The sequence below is a fragment of the Acinetobacter terrestris genome, assembly GCF_004331155.1.
Taxonomy (GTDB): domain Bacteria; phylum Pseudomonadota; class Gammaproteobacteria; order Pseudomonadales; family Moraxellaceae; genus Acinetobacter; species Acinetobacter terrestris.
In genome coordinates this window covers 1-26,044 of sequence record NZ_SJNZ01000015.1, presented here as the reverse complement: position 1 = coordinate 26,044, position 26,044 = coordinate 1, and the positions used below count along the sequence as shown (strand labels likewise).

Annotated in this window: 18 protein-coding genes and 1 pseudogene; 8 read left to right on the top strand and 11 right to left on the bottom strand. The window is 41.8% G+C overall.

Annotated elements, in window-relative coordinates:
• Positions 1-59: 59 nt before the first annotated feature.
• A pseudogene (locus E0H81_RS09810) lies at positions 60-1,233 on the bottom strand (IS3 family transposase).
• A 174-nt stretch (positions 1,234-1,407) separates the two neighbouring features.
• Positions 1,408-5,100, bottom strand: a complete 3,693-nt coding sequence (gene metH / locus E0H81_RS09805) for a methionine synthase (protein ID WP_131268542.1) — start codon at positions 5,098-5,100, stop codon at positions 1,408-1,410.
• Positions 5,101-5,529: 429 nt separating this feature from the next.
• Between metH and E0H81_RS09800 the strand changes: the two genes are divergently transcribed.
• Positions 5,530-7,149 (top strand): inorganic phosphate transporter, encoded by a 1,620-nt coding sequence (locus E0H81_RS09800; protein WP_131268535.1) that lies wholly within the window; start codon positions 5,530-5,532, stop codon positions 7,147-7,149.
• Between the two features lie 278 nt (positions 7,150-7,427).
• Here E0H81_RS09800 and E0H81_RS09795 read toward each other — a convergent pair whose 3' ends face one another.
• The 3 genes from E0H81_RS09795 to E0H81_RS09785 form a co-directional block, all read right to left on the bottom strand.
• On the bottom strand, positions 7,428-8,984 hold the full coding sequence (locus tag E0H81_RS09795) for a hypothetical protein (RefSeq protein ID WP_131318537.1): 1,557 nt from the start codon (positions 8,982-8,984) through the stop codon (positions 7,428-7,430).
• Positions 8,985-9,173: 189 nt separating this feature from the next.
• Positions 9,174-10,124, bottom strand: coding sequence for an ABC transporter substrate-binding protein (locus tag E0H81_RS09790; protein WP_131318536.1), 951 nt, complete (start codon positions 10,122-10,124; stop codon positions 9,174-9,176).
• A gap of 157 nt (positions 10,125-10,281) precedes the next feature.
• Positions 10,282-10,899, bottom strand: coding sequence for a rhomboid family intramembrane serine protease (locus E0H81_RS09785; protein ID WP_131318535.1), 618 nt, complete (start codon positions 10,897-10,899; stop codon positions 10,282-10,284).
• A gap of 159 nt (positions 10,900-11,058) precedes the next feature.
• Between E0H81_RS09785 and nfuA the strand changes: the two genes are divergently transcribed.
• Both nfuA and E0H81_RS09775 read left to right on the top strand, forming a co-directional pair.
• The gene (gene nfuA / locus E0H81_RS09780) at positions 11,059-11,697 is read left to right on the top strand and encodes a Fe-S biogenesis protein NfuA (RefSeq protein ID WP_131318533.1); all 639 of its coding nucleotides are present in this window, start codon (positions 11,059-11,061) and stop codon (positions 11,695-11,697) included.
• 168 nt (positions 11,698-11,865) lie between these two features.
• Positions 11,866-14,052 (top strand): TonB-dependent receptor domain-containing protein, encoded by a 2,187-nt coding sequence (locus E0H81_RS09775; protein ID WP_131318531.1) that lies wholly within the window; start codon positions 11,866-11,868, stop codon positions 14,050-14,052.
• Positions 14,053-14,104: 52 nt separating this feature from the next.
• Here E0H81_RS09775 and E0H81_RS09770 read toward each other — a convergent pair whose 3' ends face one another.
• Both E0H81_RS09770 and E0H81_RS09765 read right to left on the bottom strand, forming a co-directional pair.
• On the bottom strand, positions 14,105-15,112 hold the full coding sequence (locus E0H81_RS09770; protein ID WP_131318529.1) for a hypothetical protein: 1,008 nt from the start codon (positions 15,110-15,112) through the stop codon (positions 14,105-14,107).
• A gap of 14 nt (positions 15,113-15,126) precedes the next feature.
• The gene (locus tag E0H81_RS09765; RefSeq protein ID WP_131318527.1) at positions 15,127-16,158 is read right to left on the bottom strand and encodes an alpha/beta fold hydrolase; all 1,032 of its coding nucleotides are present in this window, start codon (positions 16,156-16,158) and stop codon (positions 15,127-15,129) included.
• A 312-nt stretch (positions 16,159-16,470) separates the two neighbouring features.
• On the opposite strand from E0H81_RS09765, the gene E0H81_RS09760 reads away from it, so the two are divergent.
• On the top strand, positions 16,471-17,085 hold the full coding sequence (locus E0H81_RS09760; RefSeq protein WP_067868181.1) for a carbonic anhydrase: 615 nt from the start codon (positions 16,471-16,473) through the stop codon (positions 17,083-17,085).
• Positions 17,086-17,120: 35 nt separating this feature from the next.
• On the opposite strand, the gene E0H81_RS09755 is transcribed toward E0H81_RS09760, so the two are convergent.
• The gene (locus E0H81_RS09755; RefSeq protein ID WP_244926529.1) at positions 17,121-17,705 is read right to left on the bottom strand and encodes an arylesterase; all 585 of its coding nucleotides are present in this window, start codon (positions 17,703-17,705) and stop codon (positions 17,121-17,123) included.
• 56 nt (positions 17,706-17,761) lie between these two features.
• On the opposite strand from E0H81_RS09755, the gene E0H81_RS09750 reads away from it, so the two are divergent.
• Positions 17,762-18,490: an ABC transporter ATP-binding protein gene (locus E0H81_RS09750; RefSeq protein ID WP_131318523.1), complete on the top strand. Its 729-nt coding sequence runs from the start codon at positions 17,762-17,764 to the stop codon at positions 18,488-18,490.
• 1 nt (position 18,491) lies between these two features.
• A complete protein-coding gene (locus E0H81_RS09745; RefSeq protein WP_131318521.1) occupies positions 18,492-20,954 on the top strand; it encodes an ABC transporter permease in 2,463 nt (820 codons plus the stop codon).
• A gap of 32 nt (positions 20,955-20,986) precedes the next feature.
• On the opposite strand, the gene E0H81_RS09740 is transcribed toward E0H81_RS09745, so the two are convergent.
• A complete protein-coding gene (locus E0H81_RS09740) occupies positions 20,987-21,799 on the bottom strand; it encodes a rhomboid family intramembrane serine protease (protein WP_131318519.1) in 813 nt (270 codons plus the stop codon).
• A gap of 79 nt (positions 21,800-21,878) precedes the next feature.
• Between E0H81_RS09740 and mtgA the strand changes: the two genes are divergently transcribed.
• Both mtgA and ppk1 read left to right on the top strand, forming a co-directional pair.
• The gene (gene mtgA, locus E0H81_RS09735; RefSeq protein ID WP_131318517.1) at positions 21,879-22,553 is read left to right on the top strand and encodes a monofunctional biosynthetic peptidoglycan transglycosylase; all 675 of its coding nucleotides are present in this window, start codon (positions 21,879-21,881) and stop codon (positions 22,551-22,553) included.
• Positions 22,554-22,666: 113 nt separating this feature from the next.
• Positions 22,667-24,748 (top strand): polyphosphate kinase 1, encoded by a 2,082-nt coding sequence (ppk1, locus tag E0H81_RS09730; RefSeq protein WP_131318515.1) that lies wholly within the window; start codon positions 22,667-22,669, stop codon positions 24,746-24,748.
• Positions 24,749-24,831: 83 nt separating this feature from the next.
• Here ppk1 and E0H81_RS09725 read toward each other — a convergent pair whose 3' ends face one another.
• Together E0H81_RS09725 and E0H81_RS09720 are read right to left on the bottom strand one after the other, a co-directional pair.
• Positions 24,832-25,461 (bottom strand): response regulator, encoded by a 630-nt coding sequence (locus tag E0H81_RS09725; RefSeq protein ID WP_131318513.1) that lies wholly within the window; start codon positions 25,459-25,461, stop codon positions 24,832-24,834.
• A gap of 403 nt (positions 25,462-25,864) precedes the next feature.
• Positions 25,865-26,044, bottom strand: a 180-nt coding sequence (locus tag E0H81_RS09720) for an IS3 family transposase (RefSeq protein WP_141738493.1), incomplete at its 5' end; no start/stop codon positions are given.

The window sequence follows — 26,044 nt, the reverse complement described above, 5'->3', positions numbered from 1 at the left end:
AGGGCTGGGGTGAGGGTTAAGCAAATTTAATTATTGAGTGTGATGGCAGTCTGTAGTGGTCAACAAATATTGGACACAGTTTTAAGTTTTTGTTCAGCTGCAAAAGGGCTGATACCATTATTAAATTGATGTGGTCGTATCCGATTGTAGTATTCCATCAGATACAGCCCTATATCTAGTTTTGCTTCCTCAATTGAATGATAACCTAGTTTAGGAATCCACTCAGTCTTGAGACTTCTAAATAGTCGTTCTGTTGGAGCATTATCCCATGAGCAGTATACTGCGCAAGACCTTTGCGACTCATACTTTGTTGTATGGCGTAACTTTTCAATCTCTGCCGAACTAGGAGGCTTTTATATTGGCTGCCTTGGTCGGAGTGAAATATAACTCCAGCTGGTTTACCTCTACGATGCCATGCTTCATCTAATGCCTTAAGCACTAAATGCTGATTTGCTTGTGCCGACATAGACCAACCAATCACTCGACGAGCATACAGATCAAGCACAACCGCAAGATAAGCCCAAGTCTTACCTGTCCAAATATATGTGATATCACTGCTCCAAACATGGTTGGGGTAAGCAGGTTTAAATTGTCTATTCAAAGTATTTGGTACAAGAATAGTTTCATCCACAGTGTTTTGATATCGATGCTTCTTTCGCTGTTTGGAAATAAGACCTGATTCACGCATCAGCTTACGTACCAAATAGCGCCCAATCTTAATCCCTTGATTCAACAGCATGTACCGCATACCACGACTACCGAGGGAACAACGACTTTGCTTAAATAGGCTATGGATCATGGCATTAAGCTTAGTACGATCTGAACTTCGGCTTTTACGTGTTGCACGATAATCATAGTAGCTTGAACGAAGTATACCAAATGCACGACAGAGTACTTTAACAGGGCTTCGCTTTCTTAATTGATCAATCAACGCATATGTTTGAATTCGTCTGACATTAAGAGAGCTGTAGCCTTTTTTAGAATCATCTTCTCCTGCTCGAGTTGATGAATACGAGTCTTAAGTTGTTGTATTTCTCTTTGTTCAGCCGTTAAAGCAGGCGTTGTTGGAGATTGGCCTGTTCGTTCAAATTGGAGTTGATCAACCTAACGTTTTAATGCTGTTTGTCCAATATCTAAAGCACGACAAGCTTGTGTAATTGAATAGCCTTGATTAAGTACAAGGCTTGCTGCTTCTAGTTTGAATTCTGGAGTGAATGTTCGTCTTGTTCTCATTGAGCACCTCTTTGGTGAATACATTATCACCTAAGTTGGTGTCCAACTTCATTAAACCACTACACACGTAATTCATCTAATCACATGGCAAAATCCCTCTTTTTAAAGAGGGATTTAGGGAGATTAAAAAAAGAAACCCCCTCATGTGAGGGGTTTTTTTACATCTTAAAAGCCTTAAATATCAATCGAATCATCCAAGTTTGGCATCAACCAACGCTTCGCTTCATCCATTGACCAGCCTTTACGCTCTGCATAACTATCCAACTGATCCTGCGCAATCTTGCCGACATTAAAGTATTCAGACTGCGGATTGCTGTAATAGAAACCGCTGACACTTGAAGGTGGCCACATTGCAAAGCTTGAAGTCAGTTCAGTACCAATCGCATTGGTTGAATCTAACCAGCTAAACAAGGTGGCTTTTTCAGAATGTTCAGGGCAGGCAGGGTAACCCGGTGCAGGACGAATCCCGACATACTTCTCTTTAATCAGTTCATCATTCGACAACTGTTCAGACACTTGATAGCCCCAAAACTCTTTACGAATACGTTCATGCAAATGCTCAGCAAAAGCTTCTGCAAAACGGTCACCTAAAGATTGCGCCAAAATTGCAGAATAATCATCGCCTTTGGCTTTGTATTCATGCGCCATTTCTTCCGCACCAAAAATCGATACGGTGAAACCACCCAAGTAATCTTCTAGCTTGGTATCTTCAGGCGCAATAAAGTCTGCCAATGAGAAGTTCGGTTTACCTGAAACTTTGTCTGACTGCTGACGGGTATGCTCGAACTTATGTGTTGCAGTTTGATTTTCATCAAAAATCGAAACCGTATCTGCACCGGTACGTTTTGCAGGAGCAAGACTAAACACGGCGCGTGCATCAAAACGCTTGTTCTCAACAATATCTTTCAGCATAATTTGCGCTTGTTCGTACAAATCAGTCGCTGCTTCACCGACCACTTCATCTGTCAGAATCGCAGGGAATTTGCCTGCCAAACTCCATGAGATAAAGAACGGTGTCCAGTCAAAATAAGGCACTAAAGTTTCAAGCGGATAATTTTTCAGAACGTGCTGACCCAGCACATTTGGCTTAGGCGGCACATAGTTGGTCCAGTCAATTTTCACGCCATTGGCAATTGAAGCTGCATAAGACAGTTTTGCTGCTTTTGGTTGCTTGTTGGCAATACGCTCACGCACTTTGGCATATTCTTCACGATAACCTTTAATGAACTCAGGTTTCATTTCAGGTGAAAGCAGTGAAGTCGCAACACCAACTGCACGTGAAGCATCTGCAACATAAATCACCGCATCATTTGAATATTGCGGGTCAATTTTTACTGCGGTATGCGCTTTAGAAGTGGTTGCACCACCAATCATTAACGGTACATGGAAACCTTTACGCTGCATTTCTTTGGCAACAAAGACCATTTCATCCAGTGACGGTGTAATCAAACCGGATAAACCAATAATATCGACTTTTTCATCAATTGCGGTTTGCAGGATTTTTTCTGCAGGCACCATTACGCCAAGGTCAACGATGTCATAACCGTTACAACCGAGCACTACGCCCACAATATTTTTACCAATATCGTGCACGTCACCTTTAACAGTCGCCATCAGGATTTTCCCTTTGGTTTGACCTGCGGTTTTTCCTGCTTCGATGTACGGGTTCAACCAGGCTACGGCTTGTTTCATTACACGGGCAGATTTCACCACTTGCGGCAGGAACATTTTACCTGCACCGAATAAGTCACCGACCACGTTCATGCCCGACATCAACGGACCTTCAATCACATCTAAAGGACGCACAGCTTTTAAGCGCGCTTCTTCAGTATCGACATCAATATAAGCGGTGATACCTTTAACCAGTGCATATTCAAGACGTTTTTCAACAGACTGTTCACGCCATTCCAGATTTTCCGCTTCGCGCTGAGCACCGCCTTTGCCACGGTATTGTTCCGCAATTTCAAGTAATCTTTCAGTGGCATCCTGACCGCTTTCACCTTGTTTTTGATTCAGTACAACATCTTCAACCGCAGCTTTTAATTCAGCCGGGATGTCATCATAAATCGCCAATTGACCGGCATTTACAATCCCCATGGTCATGCCTTTTTGAATGGCATGGTACAAGAAGACGGCATGAATGGCTTCACGAACTGGTTCGTTACCCCGGAAAGAGAAAGATACGTTGGATACACCGCCAGAAATCATCGCATGTGGCAGGTTTTGTTTAATCCAACCGGTTGCTTCAATGAAATCGACTGCGTAGTTGTTGTGTTCTTCAATACCGGTTGCAATTGCAAATACGTTCGGGTCAAAAATAATATCCTCGGCAGGGAAGCCCACGTCATTGACCAATACATCATAAGAACGCTTACAGATTTCACGTTTACGCGCAGCGGTGTCGGCCTGACCATCTTCGTCAAATGCCATCACAATAACCGCTGCACCATACTGACGGCATAGGCGTGCTTTGTGTACGAACTCGTCATAACCTTCTTTTAAGGAAATCGAGTTTACAACCGGTTTACCTTGTACACATTTTAAACCCGCTTCAATAATTTCCCATTTCGATGAGTCAATCATTAATGGCACACGGGAAATATCCGGTTCAGACGCAATCAGGTTCAGGAATTTCACCATCGCAGCTTGCGAATCCAGCATGCCTTCATCCATGTTGATGTCGACAATCTGCGCACCACCTTGGACTTGATCCAAGGCAACTTCTAAAGCTTCGGTATAGTTTTCTTCACGAATCAGACGGGCGAATTTTTTAGAACCGGTTACGTTGGTACGTTCACCCACGTTAACGAACAGGGAATTTTCATCAATGTTGAACGGCTCTAAACCTGAAAGGCGGCAAGCCGGTTTAATCTCAGGAATCTGACGCGGCGCAATGTCTTTTACTGCATTGTAGATGGCACGGATATGATCCGGAGTTGTACCACAGCAACCGCCCGTGATATTGATCAAGCCACTTTCTGCAAATTCTTTAAGGAATGCTGCAGTTTGTTCAGGGGTTTCATCATAACCACCGAAAGCATTGGGTAAGCCTGCGTTTGGATGCGCTGAAATAAAGGTATTGGCCACATCTGCAACGGTTTTAACGTGCGGACGCATCGCATCTGCACCCAAGGCACAGTTAAAGCCGATAGATAGCAAGTCGCCATGACGAACCGAGTTCCAGAACGCTTCAGCAGTCTGGCCGGTCAGGGTACGACCTGAAGCATCGGTGATGGTGCCGGAAATCATCAACGGCAATTCATAACCGAGCTGGTTAAAGACTTCTTTGACTGCAAAAATAGCCGCTTTACAGTTCAGGGTATCGAACACAGTTTCAATGAGCAGAATATCCACACCGCCTTCAATTAAGGCATGTGCTGCTTCAATATAGTTAGCGACCAGTTCATCAAAGGTAATGTTACGAAATGCCGGATCATTTACATTTGGTGAAATTGAACAGGTACGAGATGTCGGTCCAAGCACCCCGGCAACAAAACGCGGTTTGTCGGGTGTTGAGTATTTTTCACAAGCCGCTTTGGCAATACGCGCGGCTTCACGGTTAATTTCCGGAACCAGATCTTCCATGTGGTAGTCAGACATTGAAACACGTGTGCCGTTAAAGCTGTTGGTTTCAATAATGTCTGCACCGGCATCCAGATAAGCTTCGTGAATACCTTGAATAATCTGCGGTTGAGTAAGGACTAAAAGGTCATTGTTGCCTTTTAGGTCAGATGCCCAGTCAGCAAAACGCTCACCACGATAATCCGCTTCTTCTAGTTTATGGCGTTGAATCATGGTACCCATGGCACCGTCAATAATCAGGATGCGTTTGGCGAGAAGCTCTTTCAGGGTGGCAAGCGTGGACATAAATAACCCCAATCCGATGGAATACAAATGGACATTATTTTAGCAGAATTACACTGCCTTTGAGGAATATTCAGCTGACTTAGTTAAGCACGGCTTAAAATAAGTTCATTTGTGCCGAATTTTTCATCGAATTGAAATATAAAAACCTTAGCATTCAGCATAGATAAGAAAAAGTTGAGTGATTGGATGATTGGAAAGATTTTTTATGCATGATCCAGGTACTTTGAAATATTGAGGCACAAACTATTCTGGGCTTTAAATATTTTAAAATGATGGATTTAAAACAGTTCAGCTCCCCCAAGATAAAGCGGAGTGATTTAAATTAGCTCAATTGTTAAAATTTGGCTTTATGTGACAGCTGTTTGTCATATAATTGTCACAATTAAATTGAACAATAAGGGGATTTTATTATCCCCTTGAACCGTCTGCATGAATTCTAATATTCCTCCCGTCCAAGATCAGGTGCCATCAGCATCAGCGAAATCGACGAATGTGCATGTTCCTACACCGAAATTTTTTATGCCGGTGTTTTTTACGGTCATTATTTCTACTTTGGTGTACATCGGCTTTCAACTTTCAACCGATTTGGCCCATGTTCCAACCTTAAGTTTATATTCGGTTATTCTTTTAGCGACTGCGTTGTTCATCGCTTTAGGCTTTGAATTTGTTAATGGTTTTCATGACACTGCCAATGCGGTAGCAACGGTCATTTATACCAATGCCTTGTCTGCACCTGTTGCTGTGATGTGGGCCGGTTTTTGTAATTTCCTTGGGGTGATGGTTGCAAGTGGGGCAGTGGCCTACGGTATCATTGCCTTATTGCCAGTCGAGCTGATCATGAATGTCAGCTCTGGCGCAGGTTTCGCCATGGTTTTCGCCATGCTGATTGCCGCCATTCTCTGGAATTTGGGTACCTGGTTTCTGGGTATTCCAGCGTCAAGTTCACATACTTTAATCGGTTCGATTTTAGGTGTGGGCATTATGAACTACATCCTGCACATGGGTAATGGTGCCAGTGGTGTGGACATGGACCAAGTGATTAAAGTCGGTAAAGCCTTGTTGTTTTCACCTTTAATCGGTTTTGCTTTCGCGGCTATCTTGTTTATTTTAGTGAAAAAAGTTTTCAAAAAACAGGTCGAACTTTTTCAACCGCCTGAAGGCAATAAGCCACCACCGCCTTTAATTCGTGCCATCCTGATTTTCACCTGTACCGGTGTAAGTTTTGCACATGGATCAAACGATGGTCAAAAAGGCATGGGCTTGATTATGCTCATCCTGATTGGTGTTGTACCGCTAGCTTATTCTTTAAATAAAAATCTAGATCAACAACATATTCAATCGTTTGATCAGTTATCTAGTCAGGCAGCGACCGCTATTTATGCCAATCATTCAGACATTCCAGATGGCGAAGCGCGCCAAGTCTTGACCCGTTATATTCAAACCAAAGAGATGTCACCAGAAGTGGTGCCTGCTTTGGCAAGCTTGTCGGAACATTTGGGTGATCGTGTAGCGCAATATGATGATTTAAAAGACATTCCAGAAACTGAAGTTTCAATCATCCGCAATGACATGTACTTAAGTACCACGGCATTTAAGCGTTTAGATAAAGCTGAACAGTTGCCTGCAATGTCAGCCGAGCAAACCGAGACAGTGAAAGCATATCGCGACAATTTAGATTCATTCCTGCAATACATTCCAACTTGGGTGAAAGTGGCAGTTGCACTTGCACTCGGCCTTGGAACAATGGTGGGCTGGAAACGTATTGTGGTGACTGTGGGTGAACGTATTGGTAAAGACCACATGACCTTTGGTCAGGGCATGTCAGCAGAACTTGTTGCGATGTCGACCATTGCTGCGGCGGATGGTTTTGGTATGCCAGTATCGACTACCCACGTTCTGAACAGTGCGGTTGCAGGTACCATGGTGGCCAATAAATCGGGGCTAAACTTTGCGACGGTGAAAACCATTCTATCCGCATGGATCTTCACTTTACCTGCCACAATCTGTTTATCGGGTGGTTTGTTCTGGCTGTTCTTGCAGTTTGTTTAAGATATTTATCTGAAAAAAAACGCTGCAATTGCAGCGTTTTTTGTTTTTAAGGAATAGGTGGTTTAAAAAAATAAACGCTTCCTGGATGAGCAGAACTACTCATCTTTTTAAAATAGAGAAGTTCCTCCTCCCTTCGGGAGGAGATTGGGTAGAGGGTTTTAATTAATATATGTACCTTTTAGTACAGTAAAAAAATGACCTCTCCCTAACCCTCTCCGTTAAGGAGAGGGAGCTTTTCCAGAATAATGAATATATTCATCAAAAGGAAAGTCTAACAACTACTTCTTATTTTTAAATAAACCAAACATCTTCTTAAGCGGCAATTTTTCATTGGCAAAACCATACAGTGCAGCAAAAGGCAGCGCGGTACGGGCCAAATAGGCCACACGCCATAGACCGCCATGGTTGGCACCTTTCATCATCAATTCTAATGGATGATCCAAAGGCGTTTCCGGATTGGCTACCGATTCAGGATTGCGCAAGTCATAAATCCATAATGCAGCCATCAGCGCATTGGTCGTTTCCGGTTCAAAAGATTCCACATCAAACAAACTTGCCCCATTAAACGCGGCTTTTAATAACGGATTTTTAGTCACCGAATGCGTCGTGGTCGAGGGTGCAATATTGATGCTGACCCGTTGTCCATAATGACGCGCCAGAGTTGCACGCCATTGCTGAATCCGTTTTGCCAAAGCATAGTTTGGACCTTGCTCCACCACCAGGCAGTCTGCAATGCCATATTCATGACCGTTTTCACACAGGATTAACGCATCCAGGTTTTTCTTGAAAAAGTGCTGAGCAGAAATCATCGAAATGCTTTCACTGATCATGCGTTGTGATTTTGAACGCTGAAGTAACTTAAGCGTTGAAGCGTCTACCACTTCTTTAGGAATGGCGTAGACATCGGTTGGGGTACACATAAACATCAAACTGGTGTCAGCCTTTTGCTCACTGACGTACTGCATAATGCTGTCCATGGCCATAGACACCCGGACGTGCTTTTCACCATCTAAATAGGCAATGGCTGCAAGGTCGAGCTGATGCTCACTCTGGATCAGCCAATGGGCAATTTCAGGTGTTTGGGTAAGCAAATCCGCACCCAACTTTTCCTTGAGTGTTGCAGTTGGCGTACCTTCCTCTAATTTTTCCGCACAGGGTGCATATAGGGTTGCATTGCCTTGTTGAATGGTGTTTAAAATTCTGTCCCAAACGCGGCTGTTGGGTAAGTCAACGGCTACAATATTGGCTTTCCATTTAGACAGCCAGGTTAGGGGGCCGGCTTCCGAACCTGCACCAAATAAGACCATGGTGCGGTCAGAAAGGTCGAACCATTCAGGATGAGCGTGTGCAGCACGTAAAGCATCCGCATGACTGGGTTCTATAATGCCCGCATCTTGCCAGATTTGAATTTGGTCGAGTAAAGCCTGACCTTGCAATTTTTGACCTTTATAAGGCACATACCATTCAGGCGCCGACTCACTTTCACCTTTCAGCTGAACCGTATACAAAGGGGCTGTATCGATATCCTTCATGATGTCTTTAAGTAAATAGCGCTGACCATTTCTATAAAAGTCAAAGCTATGATGGGCCTTGTGTAAGCCTTGTTTTGCAATGGTAATCGGGTTACTGATATTGCGAATCCCTTGTTCAACCAGGGCTTTAAAATAGACAGGATAATGCTTACGCCAGTTTTTTTCCGCAAGTGCATTCATTGATGACTTGTGGTCAACAATAGATAAAGCTTCAGCAATAATTTCTTTGCCGGTCTGGGAGGTGCTAGGCTTATTGCTGCTGGGATTGATCGGAAATTGAAGACCATCTAATGAAGTGGACATGCAAAAAATCTCGTTTTTTTGATCATTAATATACGGATGTCTACATTATCTATGCCAAATTGATTTGATGGGTAGCATTTAATGACAAAATTGTGTGAATCTTTTTCAAATAGCACAGTAAAAAAAGGAGCCGCAGCTCCTTAACGGATAAATTTTATCATTTCAGTATTATTTTTTAGTATTTCAGTGTTATTTGGAAATGCCTTGAGCAATTTCTTTTAGCATGAACGCGGTATTATCCAGACCAGCTCCAGTAATATACCAAGCATCAGCATTTACAAAAATAACCCGGTTCTGTTTTACCGCTTGAGACTGTCCCAAAACAGGATGGGTTTTAATGCCTTGCTTGGTGGCATATTTCTGGGTATTCACCGCGCCACGATCCAGCACAATTACATAATCCGGATTCTGTTGAACAGCAGACTTTAACAGTTCAACATTTTTCTTTTCTGCGGCTAAAGCTTCAAATGAGCCTGCTTCAGGGCGGGCAGTATCGGTTTTTTCAGTCAGCGGAAGAACAGATTTAAAACCGGTTAATTCATGGATAAAACCAAAACGGTCATTGGCTGCATGCGGCATGTAATTATCACCCACTGCAAAGAGCATCACTGCTGATTTATTGGCAGTCTGCTCTTTCACTTTCAACTGTAATTGATCTAGATCCTTTAATTTTTTAGCGGCAATAGCTTCACGCTTAAAGGCTTTTGCAAGCGTTACGGTGCGACTTCTCAAATCACTCATGTAATGGTCGGTTTTGGCAGAAAGATCAACCGTTGCTGCAATTGGTTGCAAGCTTTGCAGTGTTTTCGCAGAACGGCCACCGACAAAAATTAAATCGGGCTTTAACTGTTTTAATTGAGCCAAATCGGGTTCAAAAAGACTGCCTGCCTTAACAAACTGCATTTGATTATATTCAGTTAGGCTACCTGTAAATGTAGCTTTAGGCACAATTTGAGCCTGAATATTTAGCGCATTTAAAGTATCTAAAATGGAGAGATCATAGACTGCAATTTTTTTCGGTGTTTGTTTAAGTTCAATGTTCTGTTTTTCTGTAGCCAGATTGAAAACTGCACTATGCGCCAAGCTATTCAATCCCGCTGAAGCCAAAATGGCGCTTAAAAATAATACCTTAGTTTTCATTTGAAAGTGATCTTCGCTTAAATTTGGCAACAGGGTAACAAAGAATTGAATTATTTAAAATGATAATCATTAACAAATAGGAATTATTTTATTTTTAATATAAAAAAAGACGCTGAAAATTCAGCGCCTTGAAATATTGATAGCTGGACAATCCACTTTAGAAAGGCAATTGCATCAGCTTATTGAAAAAGTGTGGAATAAGGCGTGGTTCAAGAATGATGGTCATGATCACACCATAGGCAGCTCCCCAAAGATGGGCACTATGGTTGATGTGGGAATTGCCACGCTTACCTGACCAGATACTGTAAGCAACATATAAAATCGCAAAAATAATAGCTGGTACAGGAATAAAGAACACAAAAATCAGTTTCCACGGCTCAAATAAAATATAAGCAAACAAGACTGCCGAAACCGCACCAGAAGCACCTAAACTTGCCCATTGATGGTCATTTTTATGTTTGAGATAACTTGGAATAATGGCAACAATTAAGCCGCCTAAGTAGAACAACACAAAGCCAAGATCAAAAAAATACTGCCGGTAAAAACTTTCAATTACACTGCCAAAGAAGAATAGCGTAATCATGTTGAAGATCAGATGTCCACCATCGGCATGCACGAAACCATGGGTAATAAAGCGGTCATATTGTCCACGCTGCATCGCGGGAGGCCAAAAAATAAGACGGCTCATGAGCTTCTGATTTGAAAATGCAATCAGTGAAACAGCCACTGTAATCAGGATCAGGCAAACAGTATGGTTAAAAGGTAGATCTAGCATAAATTGAAAGTTCAACTTTTAAATATTTATACTTAATAATGCCATTAAATGAAGTGTTAAGATGAACTTTTATAATAATTCCGACAATTTTAGTTGATTTTTTTTTATTACCCCGCATCTTCAGTTAAAATGATAACTTCAGCTTGAGGAAATATGATTATGTCGACTGATAACATCAGCGCTGCAGTTGCAGAAGAAATTCCAAATTTATTGATTACGCCAACGGCACAAGAGTATTTGTTTGACCTGCTTGAAAAACAAAACACTCCGGGCATTGCTGTACGTATTTTTGTGGAAAATGCAGGTACGCCTCGTGCTGAATGTTGTATGGCATATAGTGCACCTGAAGAAGTGATTCCTACAGACTATAAACAAGATTATCCAACCTTTGCTGCATATATTGATGCGCCATCAATTCCATATTTGTTGGATGCGGTGATTGATTACAATAAAGATCGTTTTGGTGGTCAGTTGACTTTCCGTGCACCAAACTCGAAAGTGCCACGCGTAGGGGCGGATGCTTCAATTGAAGAACGTATTACCTATGTATTGCAATCTGAAATTAACCCGGGTCTTGCAGGTCATGGCGGTAACTGTGCCTTGGTTGAAATTGTTGAAGATGAAGAACATGGTCTAACTGCTGTATTGAAATTCGGTGGTGGTTGCCAAGGTTGTTCCTCAATTGATTTGACCTTGAAACAAGGTGTTGAAACAACCTTAAAACAACATATTCCTGAATTAGCCCGTGTGGTTGACCAAACTGACCACAGCAACACTGAAGGTGCTTATTTTAAATAAGACCTAAAGTTGGCAAAAATAACCTCCAATATGGAGGTTATTTTTATCTAAAATACCATAATTAATGATAATGATTCTTATAATTAATTGCATTAAGTTTAATTTTTGTTACACTGTGCAACGTAAATTACATTACTTATCCACTATTTGCTACTTGGGGAAACTTGAATGACCAAGCCGTTTATGAAATCGACTTTAGCTTTTGCTGTACTTTCAGCGTTGGCTGTTTCAGTACAAGCACAAAATCAGTTAGTTGAAGAACAAAAAGCAGCAGTAAAGTCTGAAGTGACTAAATTGCAGACAATTGTTGTAACGGCGAGTGGTTCTGAAGTAAATGTTAAAGATGCGCCCGCTTCTATTACAGTCCTCACAGCAGAAGAAATTGCAAAACAACCGGTAAAAAGTATTTCTGAATTGTTATCGAAAGTACCTGGTGTATCAGGGGGGACAGGCTTAAATGGCGAAGGTGCGAAAATTAAACTTCGTGGCCTGCCTTCTGAATATTCTTTGATTCTGGTTGATGGACGTCGTATTGGTAATTCATCACGTACAGCGTATCGTACAGATCTGCAACGTCAGGATTTAAACTGGATTAATCCAGAAAATATTGAACGAATTGAAGTGGTAAAAGGTCCAATGTCATCCTTATATGGCTCAGATGCCATGGGCGGCGTAATTAACATTATTACCAAGAAAACAGCTCAAGAGTGGGGCGGTTCTGCGACCATTAATCTAGAAAAACCGGCAGACAGCACTGAAGGCGATACGCTTCAAATGTCGGCAACGGCAAGCGGTGCCCTCACAGATACCCTGAGTGCACGTATTACAGCAGGCCGTACTGAACGTGAAGCCGATCAGAATGTGACAGATCTTGAAAGTTCAACCACGGGTATGCGTAATGATACGGTTGAAGGAAGCCTTGTTTACCGTCCAAATGATCATCACCAATTTGAGCTTTTTGGTAGCTATGGTAGTCAAACCAATACAAACCCGACCTATGCACCCAATGTTGCTGATGGTGAGTTCTGGCTGGGTTCGGCTGGAGATAAAAATGAGACAGAATCCCAGCGTCTTGGTCTTGCATGGGATGGTACTTATGCCTGGGGTAGTTCCAACCTAAGTGTTTACCAAAATGAATATGATCGCAGTACAACGACTGAGGTTAATGGCGTATTTAGTCCAACTGTTCAAAAGACAGAGTTAACCGTTGTTGATGCTAAAGTAAATTTACCTTTTGAATGGGTTGTTCCTCACAAATTAACAGTAGGGGGGCAATTCCGTTCTGAAGAGTTGACCAACGACCGTACTTTGGGGATTGATTCAAATGGTGCACCTTCAATTGATGGTAAGGACTATACAGGTGATTCAACAGTAGCCGCGGATGTCTGGGCGCTATTCTTTGAAGATATCTTAAGCATTACGCCTAATTTTGATGTGACGATTGGCGGCCGTCTGGATAAAGATGAGCGCTATGATGCGAACTTTAGCCCACGTGTATACGGTGTATATCATTTCAATGATGCATTAACATTTAAAGGTGGTGTCTCTACCGCTTTCCGTGCACCGGATCTGGTTCAAACTGCGCCAGGTTTCAGTACGGGATCACGTGGTAAAGGTTGTACCTCTCAATTTGGAACATACGATGCTGTAACTAATCCTAACGGTTTCCAAAGTACCTATAATGCAACGACAAATCCGTTTGTAAACTGCTATAACACTGGTAATCCTAATCTGGAAGCGGAAGAATCAACAAACTACGAGTTAGGTTTCCAGTATGACGATGAAAAATATTCAGGCGGTTTAACTTACTTCCATACAGATTTTGATAACAAATTGGTGAATACGCCGGTTAAGCATATTGCTGCTGGACAAATTAATGACCCACGTTATCCGAAGGGTGTATGGTATATCGCACCTGATAATGCTGAAAAAGCACGTATTCGTGGCCTAGAAGGGACATTTGCAATGAATCTGACCGACTATGCACGCTGGTCAACGAATGCAACTTATTTCCTTGAATCGAAAAATCTGGATACGGGTGCTGCCTTAATTAGCACACCTGAGCTTTCAGTTCATTCAGCAATTGATTTACAAGCCTCTGATGCACTCGCTTTACAAATGAACCTGCAATACATTGGCAAGCAATATACAACAGAAACATCGGATGCAAATGCATGGGCGAAAGCATATACATTGTATGGTGTGAATGCGAATTACACTTTAAATGACAATGTCACTGTTCGTGCTGGTGTATCGAACTTGTTTGATGAATCAATGGAAACCACAGATAGTTCAGAAGATTATTACTCAATTCAAGGACGTACGTATTTCGTTGGTTTAACGACACGTTTCTAATTCTATAAGGTCATAAAAAAGCCGCTTTAAGCGGCTTTTTTATCACTGGAAATTAAGCATCCAGATTTAAAATTTTCTGTGCCGTTTCAGCATAATAGAATTTCTCTAAATATGTTCGGGCACGTTCACGTAGATATGCAGATGAAACCAGTTTTTGCACAACAGGGGCTAACAACTGCTGCAATTCATGTTGAATCAAGGCTTCATCAATATTCAGGTCACGTAATAACAAATCAAACGGACGTTCCTGATTACGGATGTACCAGGCATAGACACCATCATGAACTTGCTGTTTTAAATAGTCAGTCTGACGGATGTGATCCCAAATTTCATGGCCCAAACTCACGGTATTGGACAGGTCCTGAACTTCAATATAATTCTTTAAAACATTTAAAGGCATATCCTTAATTTTATGCCAAAGATTTGCTTGAAAATGATAGAGCTTTTCATCATCAAAGTGCTGATTTAAAACATGCTCACTCATTTGACTCAGTTTTAAAATATTCTTTTGCAGATAATGCGCAATCGTTTCATCCAGATTTGAATCGGTCACGGTTTCTAAAACCGATTTGCCCATTTTCATAAAACGGGACACGCCAGGCACCCGTTTTGCCATGACTGAATTATCCACATAGTCTTGAATGGAATGCTGGATTAGCTGGGTAATCATCGCAGAAAAAGCAGGATTATTGACCACGGTTTTAATTAAACGCTGACGGTGAGCACTTTTACTGGCGACATATTGGGCAATTTTATCGACGGTTAATACCGGAATGACATCCGCAATCTGAGTGCTTTCATTGGCAGGATGAATTAAGGCAAAGCGCAGATGTTCGCTAATTTGCTCAATCAAAAAGTGACTGGCAGGTGTGGCTAGAACCTGCTTTTGCAAAAGCGCATTGATTTGCTCAAATGACCAGATCTCCTGCAAAGTCTGTTTTCTAAACCACTGGTAGAAATTTAGAAATTCGCTCTGAATAGTGGCAGTATGTGAAAACTCTTGCTCTAAAAAGTCAAGATGAGCTTCAATCAATTGCTCAATCATCGGGTGTTTCGGCATACTGTCTCTGCAAGCTAATTTAATGGGATAAGTTTATCAGCAAGTGGGTTTTTTAACTTTTGGGTTTTTGCTAGAAAAGGTAAATAGTGGTTCGCCACTTGTTGTTCTGCTTCTAAAATAGGCATGTGCCCGACATTATTTAAAATCACCGGGGTTTCTGCACGCTTCAATAAAGATTGTAATTCATTTGCAGCTTCGACATTAATAATTTTATCTTGCTTGCCCCACAGGATCAGGGTGGGTGCTTCAATGGTTTGCGTCATTCGGGCAAACGATTCAGGCGTATAAATACGACTCAGGGTGATTAATTGGTCAATCATTTTACGGGTTTGCACTGACTGAGAAATCAGCATTTTTTCTTGTGCTTTTTTAAAATAAATCGGTAAGTCCGGTGGGTTTTGCATGACTTGACCCATCACATCGTCCAGATCGCCCGGCTTAGACACAATCAGATGCTTTAAAAAATAAGGGTCTTTGGTGTAGGCGGTATTGGCCCGTTTATAGATTCCGGCGCTATTGAGCAAAAACAGGCTTTGCGTATCAAATGGATATTGGGATGCATAAACCGTGGCAATCGATCCGCCCAGCGAGTGACCGGCAATATTCAGTTTGTCTTCCACATCAATGGCTTCAACGAAACGGCGTAAACGCTGCGTGACATTGGGGACAGACAGGTCAAAATTATCTGCAACTTTGGTTTCGCCATTGCCGGGAAGGTCGGGAATAATCACGTGATAGTAGGGGGTTAAAAAATGTGCCACCCCATTCCAGTTATCACGATTGCCAGCCAAGCCATGAAGGAGCAATACGGCAGGTTTATTGCTCGAGCCACTTTCACTGTAGCTCCAGGTGATATCATCAATTTTAATGGTTTTACTGCGTAGTCCGGCTGCATTACGTTCTTTGACTAAATAATTTTCAAGTGAAGGTTGAACCACGTAAGTATTTTTATTTATTGCTGCATGGGAAAAAACAGGCACACTGATAGAAAGGGCCAAGCAGGTGGTTTGTAAAAAGCGGGATAAAGTCGATTGAAGTGTTGTCATTGATCATCATCCTAATGTATTCATGACGATAATTCTTTAGAAGTAATCCTATAAAAATCATCTGATTTTGACTACATTTTATTTTTTTAAAAATGTCTGTAGTATATTGTAATTATTATTAAATAATTGTCACTGAATAGTTTTTTGAATTGCGTTACATGTCACTTTAAAAGTGTGATAGGGGGCAAGTTTATGAGCTAAATAAAATATTTTGTAACCTTAGTTATAAAATCAACAGCTATACTTTTTTGCAAGTGACTTTCCAATTGCATCGCATTAAAATATTGTAACTTAAAACCTTGGAAGACCAGCATGCTAACAGCAGAAGAAGCTTTAGATCGTTTAAAAAAAGGGAACCAGCGTTTTGTATCGGGGGAAACGACACACCCCAAACAACTTTCACATCAGCAAAGGGCAGAAATGGCAGGAAATCAAAACCCCTTTGCCATCGTCTTGGGTTGTTCAGATTCTCGTGTTCCTGCTGAAATGGTATTTGACCAGGGTTTAGGCGATTTATTCGTTATTCGTGTTGCAGGGAATGTCGTCGCACCTTCACAGGTCGGCAGTGTGGAGTTTGCTGCAGAACGTTATGATTGCGCGGTTGTGGTGGTATTGGGACATAGTCATTGTGGCGCTATTCAAGCGACCATTGATACCTTAATGAATCCAGATCATCCACCTTCATTAAACCTGATGTCTATTGTCAACCGTGTTCGACCATCGGTTGAAACATTGATGCAAACTGAACTAAAAAACGATTTATCTAAACTGTCTAAACATGCAGTTCGTTCGAATGTCTTTGCTTCTGTAAATCAGCTGCGTCATGGTTCTGCAGTTTTAGAATGCCTGATTGCCAAAGGTCAGTTGAAAGTTGTCGGTGCAGAATACTCTCTAGAAACAGGTGAAGTTTTGTTTTTTGATTTTTAAAATTAAATCAAGCTTCACACTGAATAAAAGGCGCTTTATAAAGCGCCTTTTATATAAGGATAAGCATTGTTCAGTAAAATACTTTGCGCACTGGCATTCGGATGAACTAAATCCCGCTGCATCAAGTCTTTCTTACCTGCAACGCCTTCCAAAAAGAAAGGCATTAATTTGACTTTGTACTGTTGACTGACAATCTGGTAATTTTTTTCAAAGGCCTTGCTATAGGCTGTACCGTAATTCGGTGGAATTTTCATTCCCAAAACAATCACTGTGGCTTTAGCTTTTTGACTTTGTTGAATTAGATGAGCTAAGTTTTTTTGGATCAATAACGGGGATTGACCACGTAAACCATCATTTCCCCCTAACTCAATCACCACAATATTCGGTTTATGGATTTGCAATAATTTAGGCAACCGCGCCAAAGCACCGCTAGTGGTTTCACCACTGACACTGGCATTGACCACTTTATGCTGTTTCGGATACTGTTGCTCTAGACGTTTTTGTAGTAAATACACCCAACCTTGCTGTGCCTGCATTCCATAGCCTGCGCTAATACTGTCACCCAGAATCATAATGGTTTTAGCAGACACCACGACTGGAGCAAGACACAGGCTGAACATCGCCAGGCAAGCAAATACACGAATTTTTAGATTGCGATTTTGCATATAGGGATTTTATGATCCAAGTGACGAGCGACCATTCCATCATGCCACAAGCAATAATTTCTGCACAGCAACTGACACAAAAGATAAAACTTCCTCAAAAGGAATTTATTATTTTCGAAAATTTCAGTCTGGATATTTTGGCAGGTGAACAGGTGGCCATTACCGGGCGTTCAGGCTCCGGAAAATCGACCTTGCTCGGAATTCTGGCGACCCTGGATCAGGCCAGTTCAGGAAAACTGGTGGTTTGTGGTGAATCAATTGCTGAACTGAATGAAGAACAGCGCGCACTGGTTCGCTTAAAATATATCGGCTTTGTGTTTCAGTCTTTCCAGCTGTTGCCACATTTAACCGCGCTAGAAAATGTGATGTTGCCGCTGCGCTTACAAAAGAATTTTAATTTTGCATCTGCTGGAAAAAAGGCATTGGCTTTACTTCAGAAAGTCGGTCTAGAACGCCAGGCAACACAAACGCCCAAAGTGCTTTCCGGCGGTGAACAGCAACGTGTTGCCATTGCACGTGCTTTAATTAGCGATCCGAAAATCATTTTTGCAGATGAGCCTACAGGTAACCTGGACACACAAACCGCCAGTGAAATTGAGCAACTGTTATTTCAGCTGAATCGTGAATTTGGGACGACTTTAGTTTTAGTCACCCATGATCCTGCATTGGCAAAACAATGTCAGCGCCATTTTGAATTGCTCGATGGTCGCTTGATTGAACATCGTAACGGTGAGGGCTGAAATGAATCCACTTTTTCGACCCTTGCTGACCCAAAGTTTTAAAAGTAGCGGTGTCTACTTGCTGATTATTGCTTTGACTTTGGCCATTAGTGCCACCACAGCTCTGAAATTTAGCAATGAACAGATCCAGAATGCCGTGGCATTACAGGCTGCTGAAATGCTGGCAGCGGATTTGGTCTTAAGCGACAATCAGCCGCTTGAAAAAAAGTGGCAACATAAAGCTGATCAGTTATCTCTAAAACAATCTGAAGTCACCACATTCAGTTCGATGGCGCATACTAATGACCAATTTGTGATGGTCAATGTGAAAGCCATTGATGATGCCTTTCCTTTGCGTGGCGAAATTCGGGTGGCACCACAGGCACAAAAAATTCAGACAGAAGAGGTCTGGCTCAGTTCACGTGCCATGGATTTGTTACATGTCAAAGTCGGGGACAGTATCAATATTGCCGATGGGACATTTAAAGTCAGCGCTAAAATTGAACATGATTCCAATCAGGAATTGGGCTTTTCCGGTTTTTCACCTACGGTGATTATTTCCCAAGCCGATATTGCCCGAACTAACGCCATTCAAATTGGCAGTCGGGTGGAATACCGTTTATTGATGGCAGGGCCTGCCCAACAGACCAAACAGTTTGAACAAGATTTTAATCAGCTGCATAAATCTGCGCAAAGCAAAATACAGAATGAACAAACTGGCCTAAAACTGCGTAATGCCAGCGAAGGCAATACCCGTTTAATGAAGCCGATTGCAAATTTAGATACCTTCCTGCAACTCACCAATATTTTGACCATTTTGCTGTGTGGTATTGCAATTGCCTTAACCAGTCAGCGTTATGTGCAACAAAATCAGGATAGTATTGCACTGATGCGTTGTATCGGGGCGACTAAAAAACAAATTCTGAGTGCATATCTGGCGTTATTGGGCGTGGTATTAATTGCCGCAATGGCGATTGGCAGTCTGGCAGGAGTCGCGCTTGGCTATGGTTTGTTGCAACTGATGCTGCAACTGATTCCACATCTGCAAATTGAATTTTCTGCATTGGATATGTTACTTGGACCCTTACCGATTGCGATGCTGACCAGTGCAGTGGTGTTACTCGGATTTATCGTGCCAAGTCTATGGCAGTTACTCAATACACCGCCTATTCGGGTGATTCGCCAGCAAGAAAAATCAGTGCAGTCGATGTTATGGATGTTGCTGATGGGGACAGCCAGTCTGGTGCTGTTTAGTATTGTCCTGACTGAAAATATAGTGCTGACTGCTTGGGTCATCGGTGCAATTATCATCTTGTGTACTGTGCTGTACATGCTGATTTGGGGCTGCTTAAAACTGATTAAAAGCTTGAAATGGTCCATTTCCGCTTATATACGCGCGCCTTATCAAACCGCCTTTCAAATTACCGCTTTGGCACTTGGTCTAAGTTTAATTACCGTATTGGCAGTATTGCGGACAGATTTGCTTGAGCGTTGGCAGCAACAATTACCGCAAGGTACACCGAATCAATTTGTTTACGGTTTGCCGCCATTTGATATGCCTTTATTGAAAGCACAGCTTGAGCAACGGGGTTGGCACAGTACACCACTTTATCCCAATATTCGTGGGCGATTGGTGGCGAAGAATGATCAACCTTTTTCGCAAAGTTTGCTTAAAAGCAATAACTCTTTACGCCGTGAACTCAATTTGACCCAAACAGCAGAATATCCTACTGACAATAAAATCGTGCAGGGTACGGCGGCCTTGCAACAGGCCGGTGATGTATCGGTTGAAGTGAAAACAGCGGAAGAGTTGGGGATTAAAATAGGCGATCGGCTTACTTTTAGTCTGCCTGAAGGTTTGATTCAAGCCAAAGTCGTTAACTTGCGCAGTGTCGAGTGGGAAAGTTTCAGTCCGAATTTTTTCTTTATTTTTGCACCCAAGACCATGGATGAAAATGCCGGCAGTTATCTAGGTAGTTTTTATGTGCCCGAACAGGATAAAAAGCAACTGGTTTCCGTAATTCAGCAATTTTCCAATACGGTTTTTATTGATGTCAGCTTGATTCTGGATGAAGTAAAACGCCTGGTAAATGTACTGGTGCAAATTATTAGCATACTTGCGCTACTGGTCAGTGTCTCTGGTATATTGGTTTTAGTTGCCTGTTTGAACTTGCTGATGGATGAACGCAAACGTGAAGTGGCTTTGCTGCGCTCATTTGGTAGTTCCAAACAAAAGTTAAAACAGATGATGAGTGTAGAGATCGGTTTTATCGGATTCATGGCAGGCGTGGTTTCATGTCTGTTTGCAGAAGTGATTAGTGCGATTGCCAGTTATAAAATGAATTTGACCATTCAGGCGCATGGGGAAATTTGGCTGATTTTACCAATTTTAATGACTTTGATGTGTGCCCTGATTGGACGTTATCGCTTAAGTTATCTCTGTAATATTCCGCCATTACAAAGTTTGCGAGAGATGAATCAATAGTCAATTCATCTCCCGAAAATGATTCACTAACATTAAAAATGCAGTTGTGTACGCATGGCTGCAAGAATTTGACGCCAGACAGGTTCAAGGAGCTGCACTTGCTGCATGCAGTAATCGTAAAAACCATAACATGCTATTAGGCCCACACCCAAACCTAACATAAAGCCTAGATTGGGTTTATGCAGGCGTTGTCCCATGTACCAAATAGCCGCTAATACCGCACCCATCAGCATGCCGCCAATATGGGCTGCATTGTTAATTCCCGGCATGGTAAAGCCAATAAACAGGTTAATCCCCATTACCATGACCAAGGTTTTTTTATCTAGAATAAAGCGCTGCTTCGGTAAGATGGGCAATAAAGACAAGATGGTTAAAGCACCGCCAATACCCATCACTGCGCCAGAAGCACCGGCACTGACCGTCGGGAAAAGTTTGGGGTCATTAGTTTGCAGCAGTTGAACGGTATTTTGAATATCGATAAAGCCACTGAGCAAACTTCCCATCAGGCCGGCAAGAATATACAAACCCAAATAATAGAATCGGCCAAAAAGCTGTTCAGCCACACTGCCGAAAATATAGAGCGCCCACATATTTAACATTAAATGGATCAAGCCAAAATGAAAAAACATGCTGCTAAACAGGCGGGTGGGTTCCTCTAAAAAGGTTAAAGGTGCATAATCAGCTCCCCAATGAATAGCATCGACCAGACTTGGGCTGGTAATATTGACGCCTGTGAGCACTTGCCAGAGAAATAAACCGACATTAATGGCAATAAAAACTGCAGTCAGCCACCAAAGGTGAACTTCGAGTTTACTTTGAATGGAAGGAGGTGAAAGTTCAGCCATGCTATTCTTTTATAATCTTTGCTATATTCAGCGATCAGCTTAGCACGAAAAAACAAATATTTTGGAGTAACTCACTGACATGAAAGCTTTTATTGTTCGTAGTTTGTTAATACTTGTCAGTTTGGTACTTTTGATACAGCTTTGGATTTTTGCAAGTCTGGTGTGGTGGCGCACCCATCCGGTTGACACCACCATGATGATGCGTCTGGATTATTGGTCTGAACCCTCTAAGCCAATCAAACATCAATGGCGTGATTACGATCAAATCAGTGACTACCTTAAAAATGCAGTCGTTGCTGCAGAAGACGGTAAGTTTCTCCAGCATCATGGCTTTGACTGGGCAGGCATGCAATTTGCCTTGGAGCGTAATAAAGACAAAGGCAAAGTAGTTGCAGGCGGTTCAACCATTTCACAGCAATTGGCCAAAAATCTATTTTTATATAACAAGCGTTCATTTCTGCGTAAAGGTCAAGAAGCTGTTGCAACATGGATGATGGAGCGCGTCTGGACCAAACAACGTATTTTAGAAGTGTATTTAAACTCGGTTGAATTTGGTGACAATATTTATGGCGTGGAAGCCGCAACCCAGCATTATTTTGGCAAAAGTGCGAGAAGCTTGACCCGTGAACAAGCTGCCTTCCTGGCTGCCATTTTACCCAATCCAAAATATTACCAAGACCATCGTGATGACCGAAAATTAAAATACCGCAAACGGATGATTCAGAAATATATGCGTTATAGCAATATTCCTTAATGAAAAAGTGTAATAAAAAGCCCAAATTTTTTGGGCTTTTTTTATGAAATTGTCATAATTTTGAAGCATACTGATCAAGATACGGATCACATTCGAAGAAGTAAAGGTTAGGTATGAATACTGCAGCAGGCTTATCTCCTACACAAACAGAATATACATATAACGATCGCTACATTAATCGTGAACTTTCTATTTTAGATTTTCATCTTCGTGTATTAGAACAGGCGGTTGACCCACTGCATCCTTTACTTGAACGGATGAATTTTTTGCTTATTTTTTCACGTAATCTGGACGAGTTTTTTGAAATCCGATTTGCGGGACTGATGGAACAGCTCGATTTAGGCAATGAAAGTCATAGTCCGGATGGTTTAACCCCCAAACAGGTTTTAGAGATTATTTCTAAAAGGGCGCATGATGCCATCGAACGCCAGTACCGTATTTTAAATGAAGAAATTCTGCCAAAACTGCGTGAAGAAGATATCTGTTTTTTACGCCGTGGAGAACTCACGCCTGCTCAATCTGCCTGGGTTAAGAAGTATTTCCAGGAGCAAGTGGCGCCGGTACTGACTCCGATTAGCCTGGATCCGGCTCATCCATTTCCGCGTTTGGTCAACAAAAGCTTAAACTTTATTGTGACGCTAGAAGGTAAAGATGCCTTTGGTCGTCAAATTGATTTGGCGGTTGTGCCGGCACCGCGTTCACTGCCACGTGTAGTGCGTTTACCGGATGAATTGACTGACGGTAAAGAGCATCATGTAATGTTGTCTGCCATTATTCATGAGCATGTTTCAGATTTATTCCCCGGCATGACCGCCACCGGCTGTTATCAGTTCCGAGTGACCCGAAATGCAGATCTGGCTTTAAATGAAGATGTCGAAGATTTGGCCAAAGCCTTAAAAGGGGAGTTGAATTCGCGCCGTTTTGGCCGTGCAGTACGTTTGGAAGTGACGCAAAATTGCCCTGAAAATATTTATGAATATTTGCTTGAAGAATTTGATCTGGAAAAAGATCAGCTTTACAAAGTGGATGGTCCGGTCAACCTTGCGCGGTTATTGTCGAATTTTAAACGTCCGCATTTACGTTATGATACCCATACGCCAATTATTCCTAAAGTATTGAAAAAGTCTGAAAATATTTTCTCTGCCATGCAGAAACAGGACATTCTTTTACATCATCCGTTCGAATCCTTTGCACCCGTGATCAATCTATTGCGTGAAGCAGCACGTGATCCGCAAGTGCTTGCCATCAAGCAAACCTTGTACCGTAGTGGGCCAGATTCCGAAATTGTTCAGGTATTGGCAGAAGCCGCACGAAATGGCAAAGAAGTCACCGCAGTCATTGAGCTGCGGGCACGTTTCGATGAAGCATCCAATATTGAAGTGGCAAATGTGCTTCAGGAAGCCGGTGCTGTGGTGGTATACGGTATTGTGGGCTATAAAACCCACGCCAAAATGATTTTGGTGGTGCGCCGTGAAAATAACAAACTGGTGCGTTATGTGCATTTAGGTACCGGTAACTATCATGCAGGCAATGCCCGTATTTATACCGATTATGGCTTGCTGACCACAGACAAGGAACTGTGTGAGGACGTGCACCGCATTTTCCAGGAATTGACCGGCATGGGCAAAATGGCCAAGCTGAAGAAACTTCTACACGCACCCTTTACCTTGCATGCTCAACTGATCAATTTCATTGATGAAGAAATTGCCAATGCCAAAGCAGGCAAGCCGGCGCAAATCATTGTCAAAGTAAATGCATTGACTGAAATGCAGCTGATTAACAAGTTATATGAAGCTTCGCAAGCTGGTGTCAAAATTGATTTGATTATTCGTTCCATTTGCTGTTTGCGTCCTGGTTTACCGGGGCTTTCAGAAAATATTCGTGTGCGTTCAATTGTGGGGCGTTTCCTGGAACATACCCGTGTGTATTACTTTGGCAATAATGGCAATGCTCGAATTTACTGTTCAAGTGCGGACTGGATGGATCGTAATTTATTTAACCGTGTTGAAGCCTGTTTTCCTGTTGAAGATCCGGCACTGAAAAAACGTATTTATCAGCAAGGCCTACTGACTTATTTGAAAGACAATCAGCAAGCGTGGTTTTTACAAGGGGATGGAACCTGGCTTCGTGCACAGGTGGCAGATGGACAAGCAGCCCATAATGCACAAAGAATATTATTAGATGCGATTAAATAATTCATTTAAGTGTTGATCAAGAAATAAAGGAGCCTCTAAGCTCCTTTATTTTTATGCGAGAAAAATATTAAAAATATAGAGTTCTAACTTTTTAAGTCGGCAATTTTTCGATAAGTGCTTTTAATAGTACCTTCAATTTTATAAAGAGAAGCCGAAGTCTGTTCTGCAACTTGCTGCAGGTGAAGACCTGTTGACACCAAATTTAAAATCTCATATTCAATGGCATTTAAATGTAGGAACTGCTTGAGTTGAGTGGTGGATATGGCTTGTTTAGATTCAATCTGATGCGACAAAATATACTGTGCCAAAACATGATGGATGGGTGCTCCGCCGCGCAGAATACTTTTAATATTATTCACCATTTCTGCTTCAGTATGTTGATAAAAAATATAACCCTGTGCGCCTGCCTGAATAGCCTCAAACAGTAAAGTGGTCTGATGTTGCGCTAAGCTCACCATGACGTTTGCATCGGGATGGATTTTTTTAAGTTGCTGAATAAATGAAATCGTTGCTATGCCATCAATAGATAAATCGATCAAAATCAGGTTGGGTAAATGGTGCTGTAGTAGTTGTTCTGCTTCAGCGAGATGATCAGTGCAAAGAATTAATTTCGCAGGATAACCTAAGCCAATAAGAACGCGCTCTAATAGCGTATTCAAAGTGGGTTGATCCGTGATCAACAGGATAGGAACAGGCAACATCAGTTCACCCACTAGTCTATGCTCACACTGGTTTTCATTTTATTGAGTTACTTTGCTATACAACGCATAAAAGTACTATCCCAAGAACTAGGGAATTTATACAATTAAACTAAACTGAAGTATTTAGAGAATAATAAACAATTAAAAAACTTAATTTTAGGATGATCTCGCTGTTATGCATCTTTAAGCTATTTTTTAATTAGGACTTTTATTGCATGGCCTTTATCTAGGTATATGAACTGTATTTTAATTTTAGCTTATTAAATACCTATTATTGGGGATATAACCCGCCTAGATGACCGATTAGAATAGGCTTGCTTCTTATAAATCTGGTGTGTAAGAGGTTTTCAACTTTTTGAAGCTTTAATATCTTTGATATGTGCTGAATTAGCAGGAGACTTTCACTTGGGATATGCTAGGCAGCTAACCGATAAAAGTTCTCTGCTATTTGATTTGGCGTTTTAAAATCCAAACTCTTTTGAATTCTTCGCTGATTATAAAATAACACAATGTATTTTGTAATATCTGCTTTAGCTTCATCTCTGGTTTTATAGTTGCAATGATGCACTAATTCATTCTTGAGTATGCCCCAGAA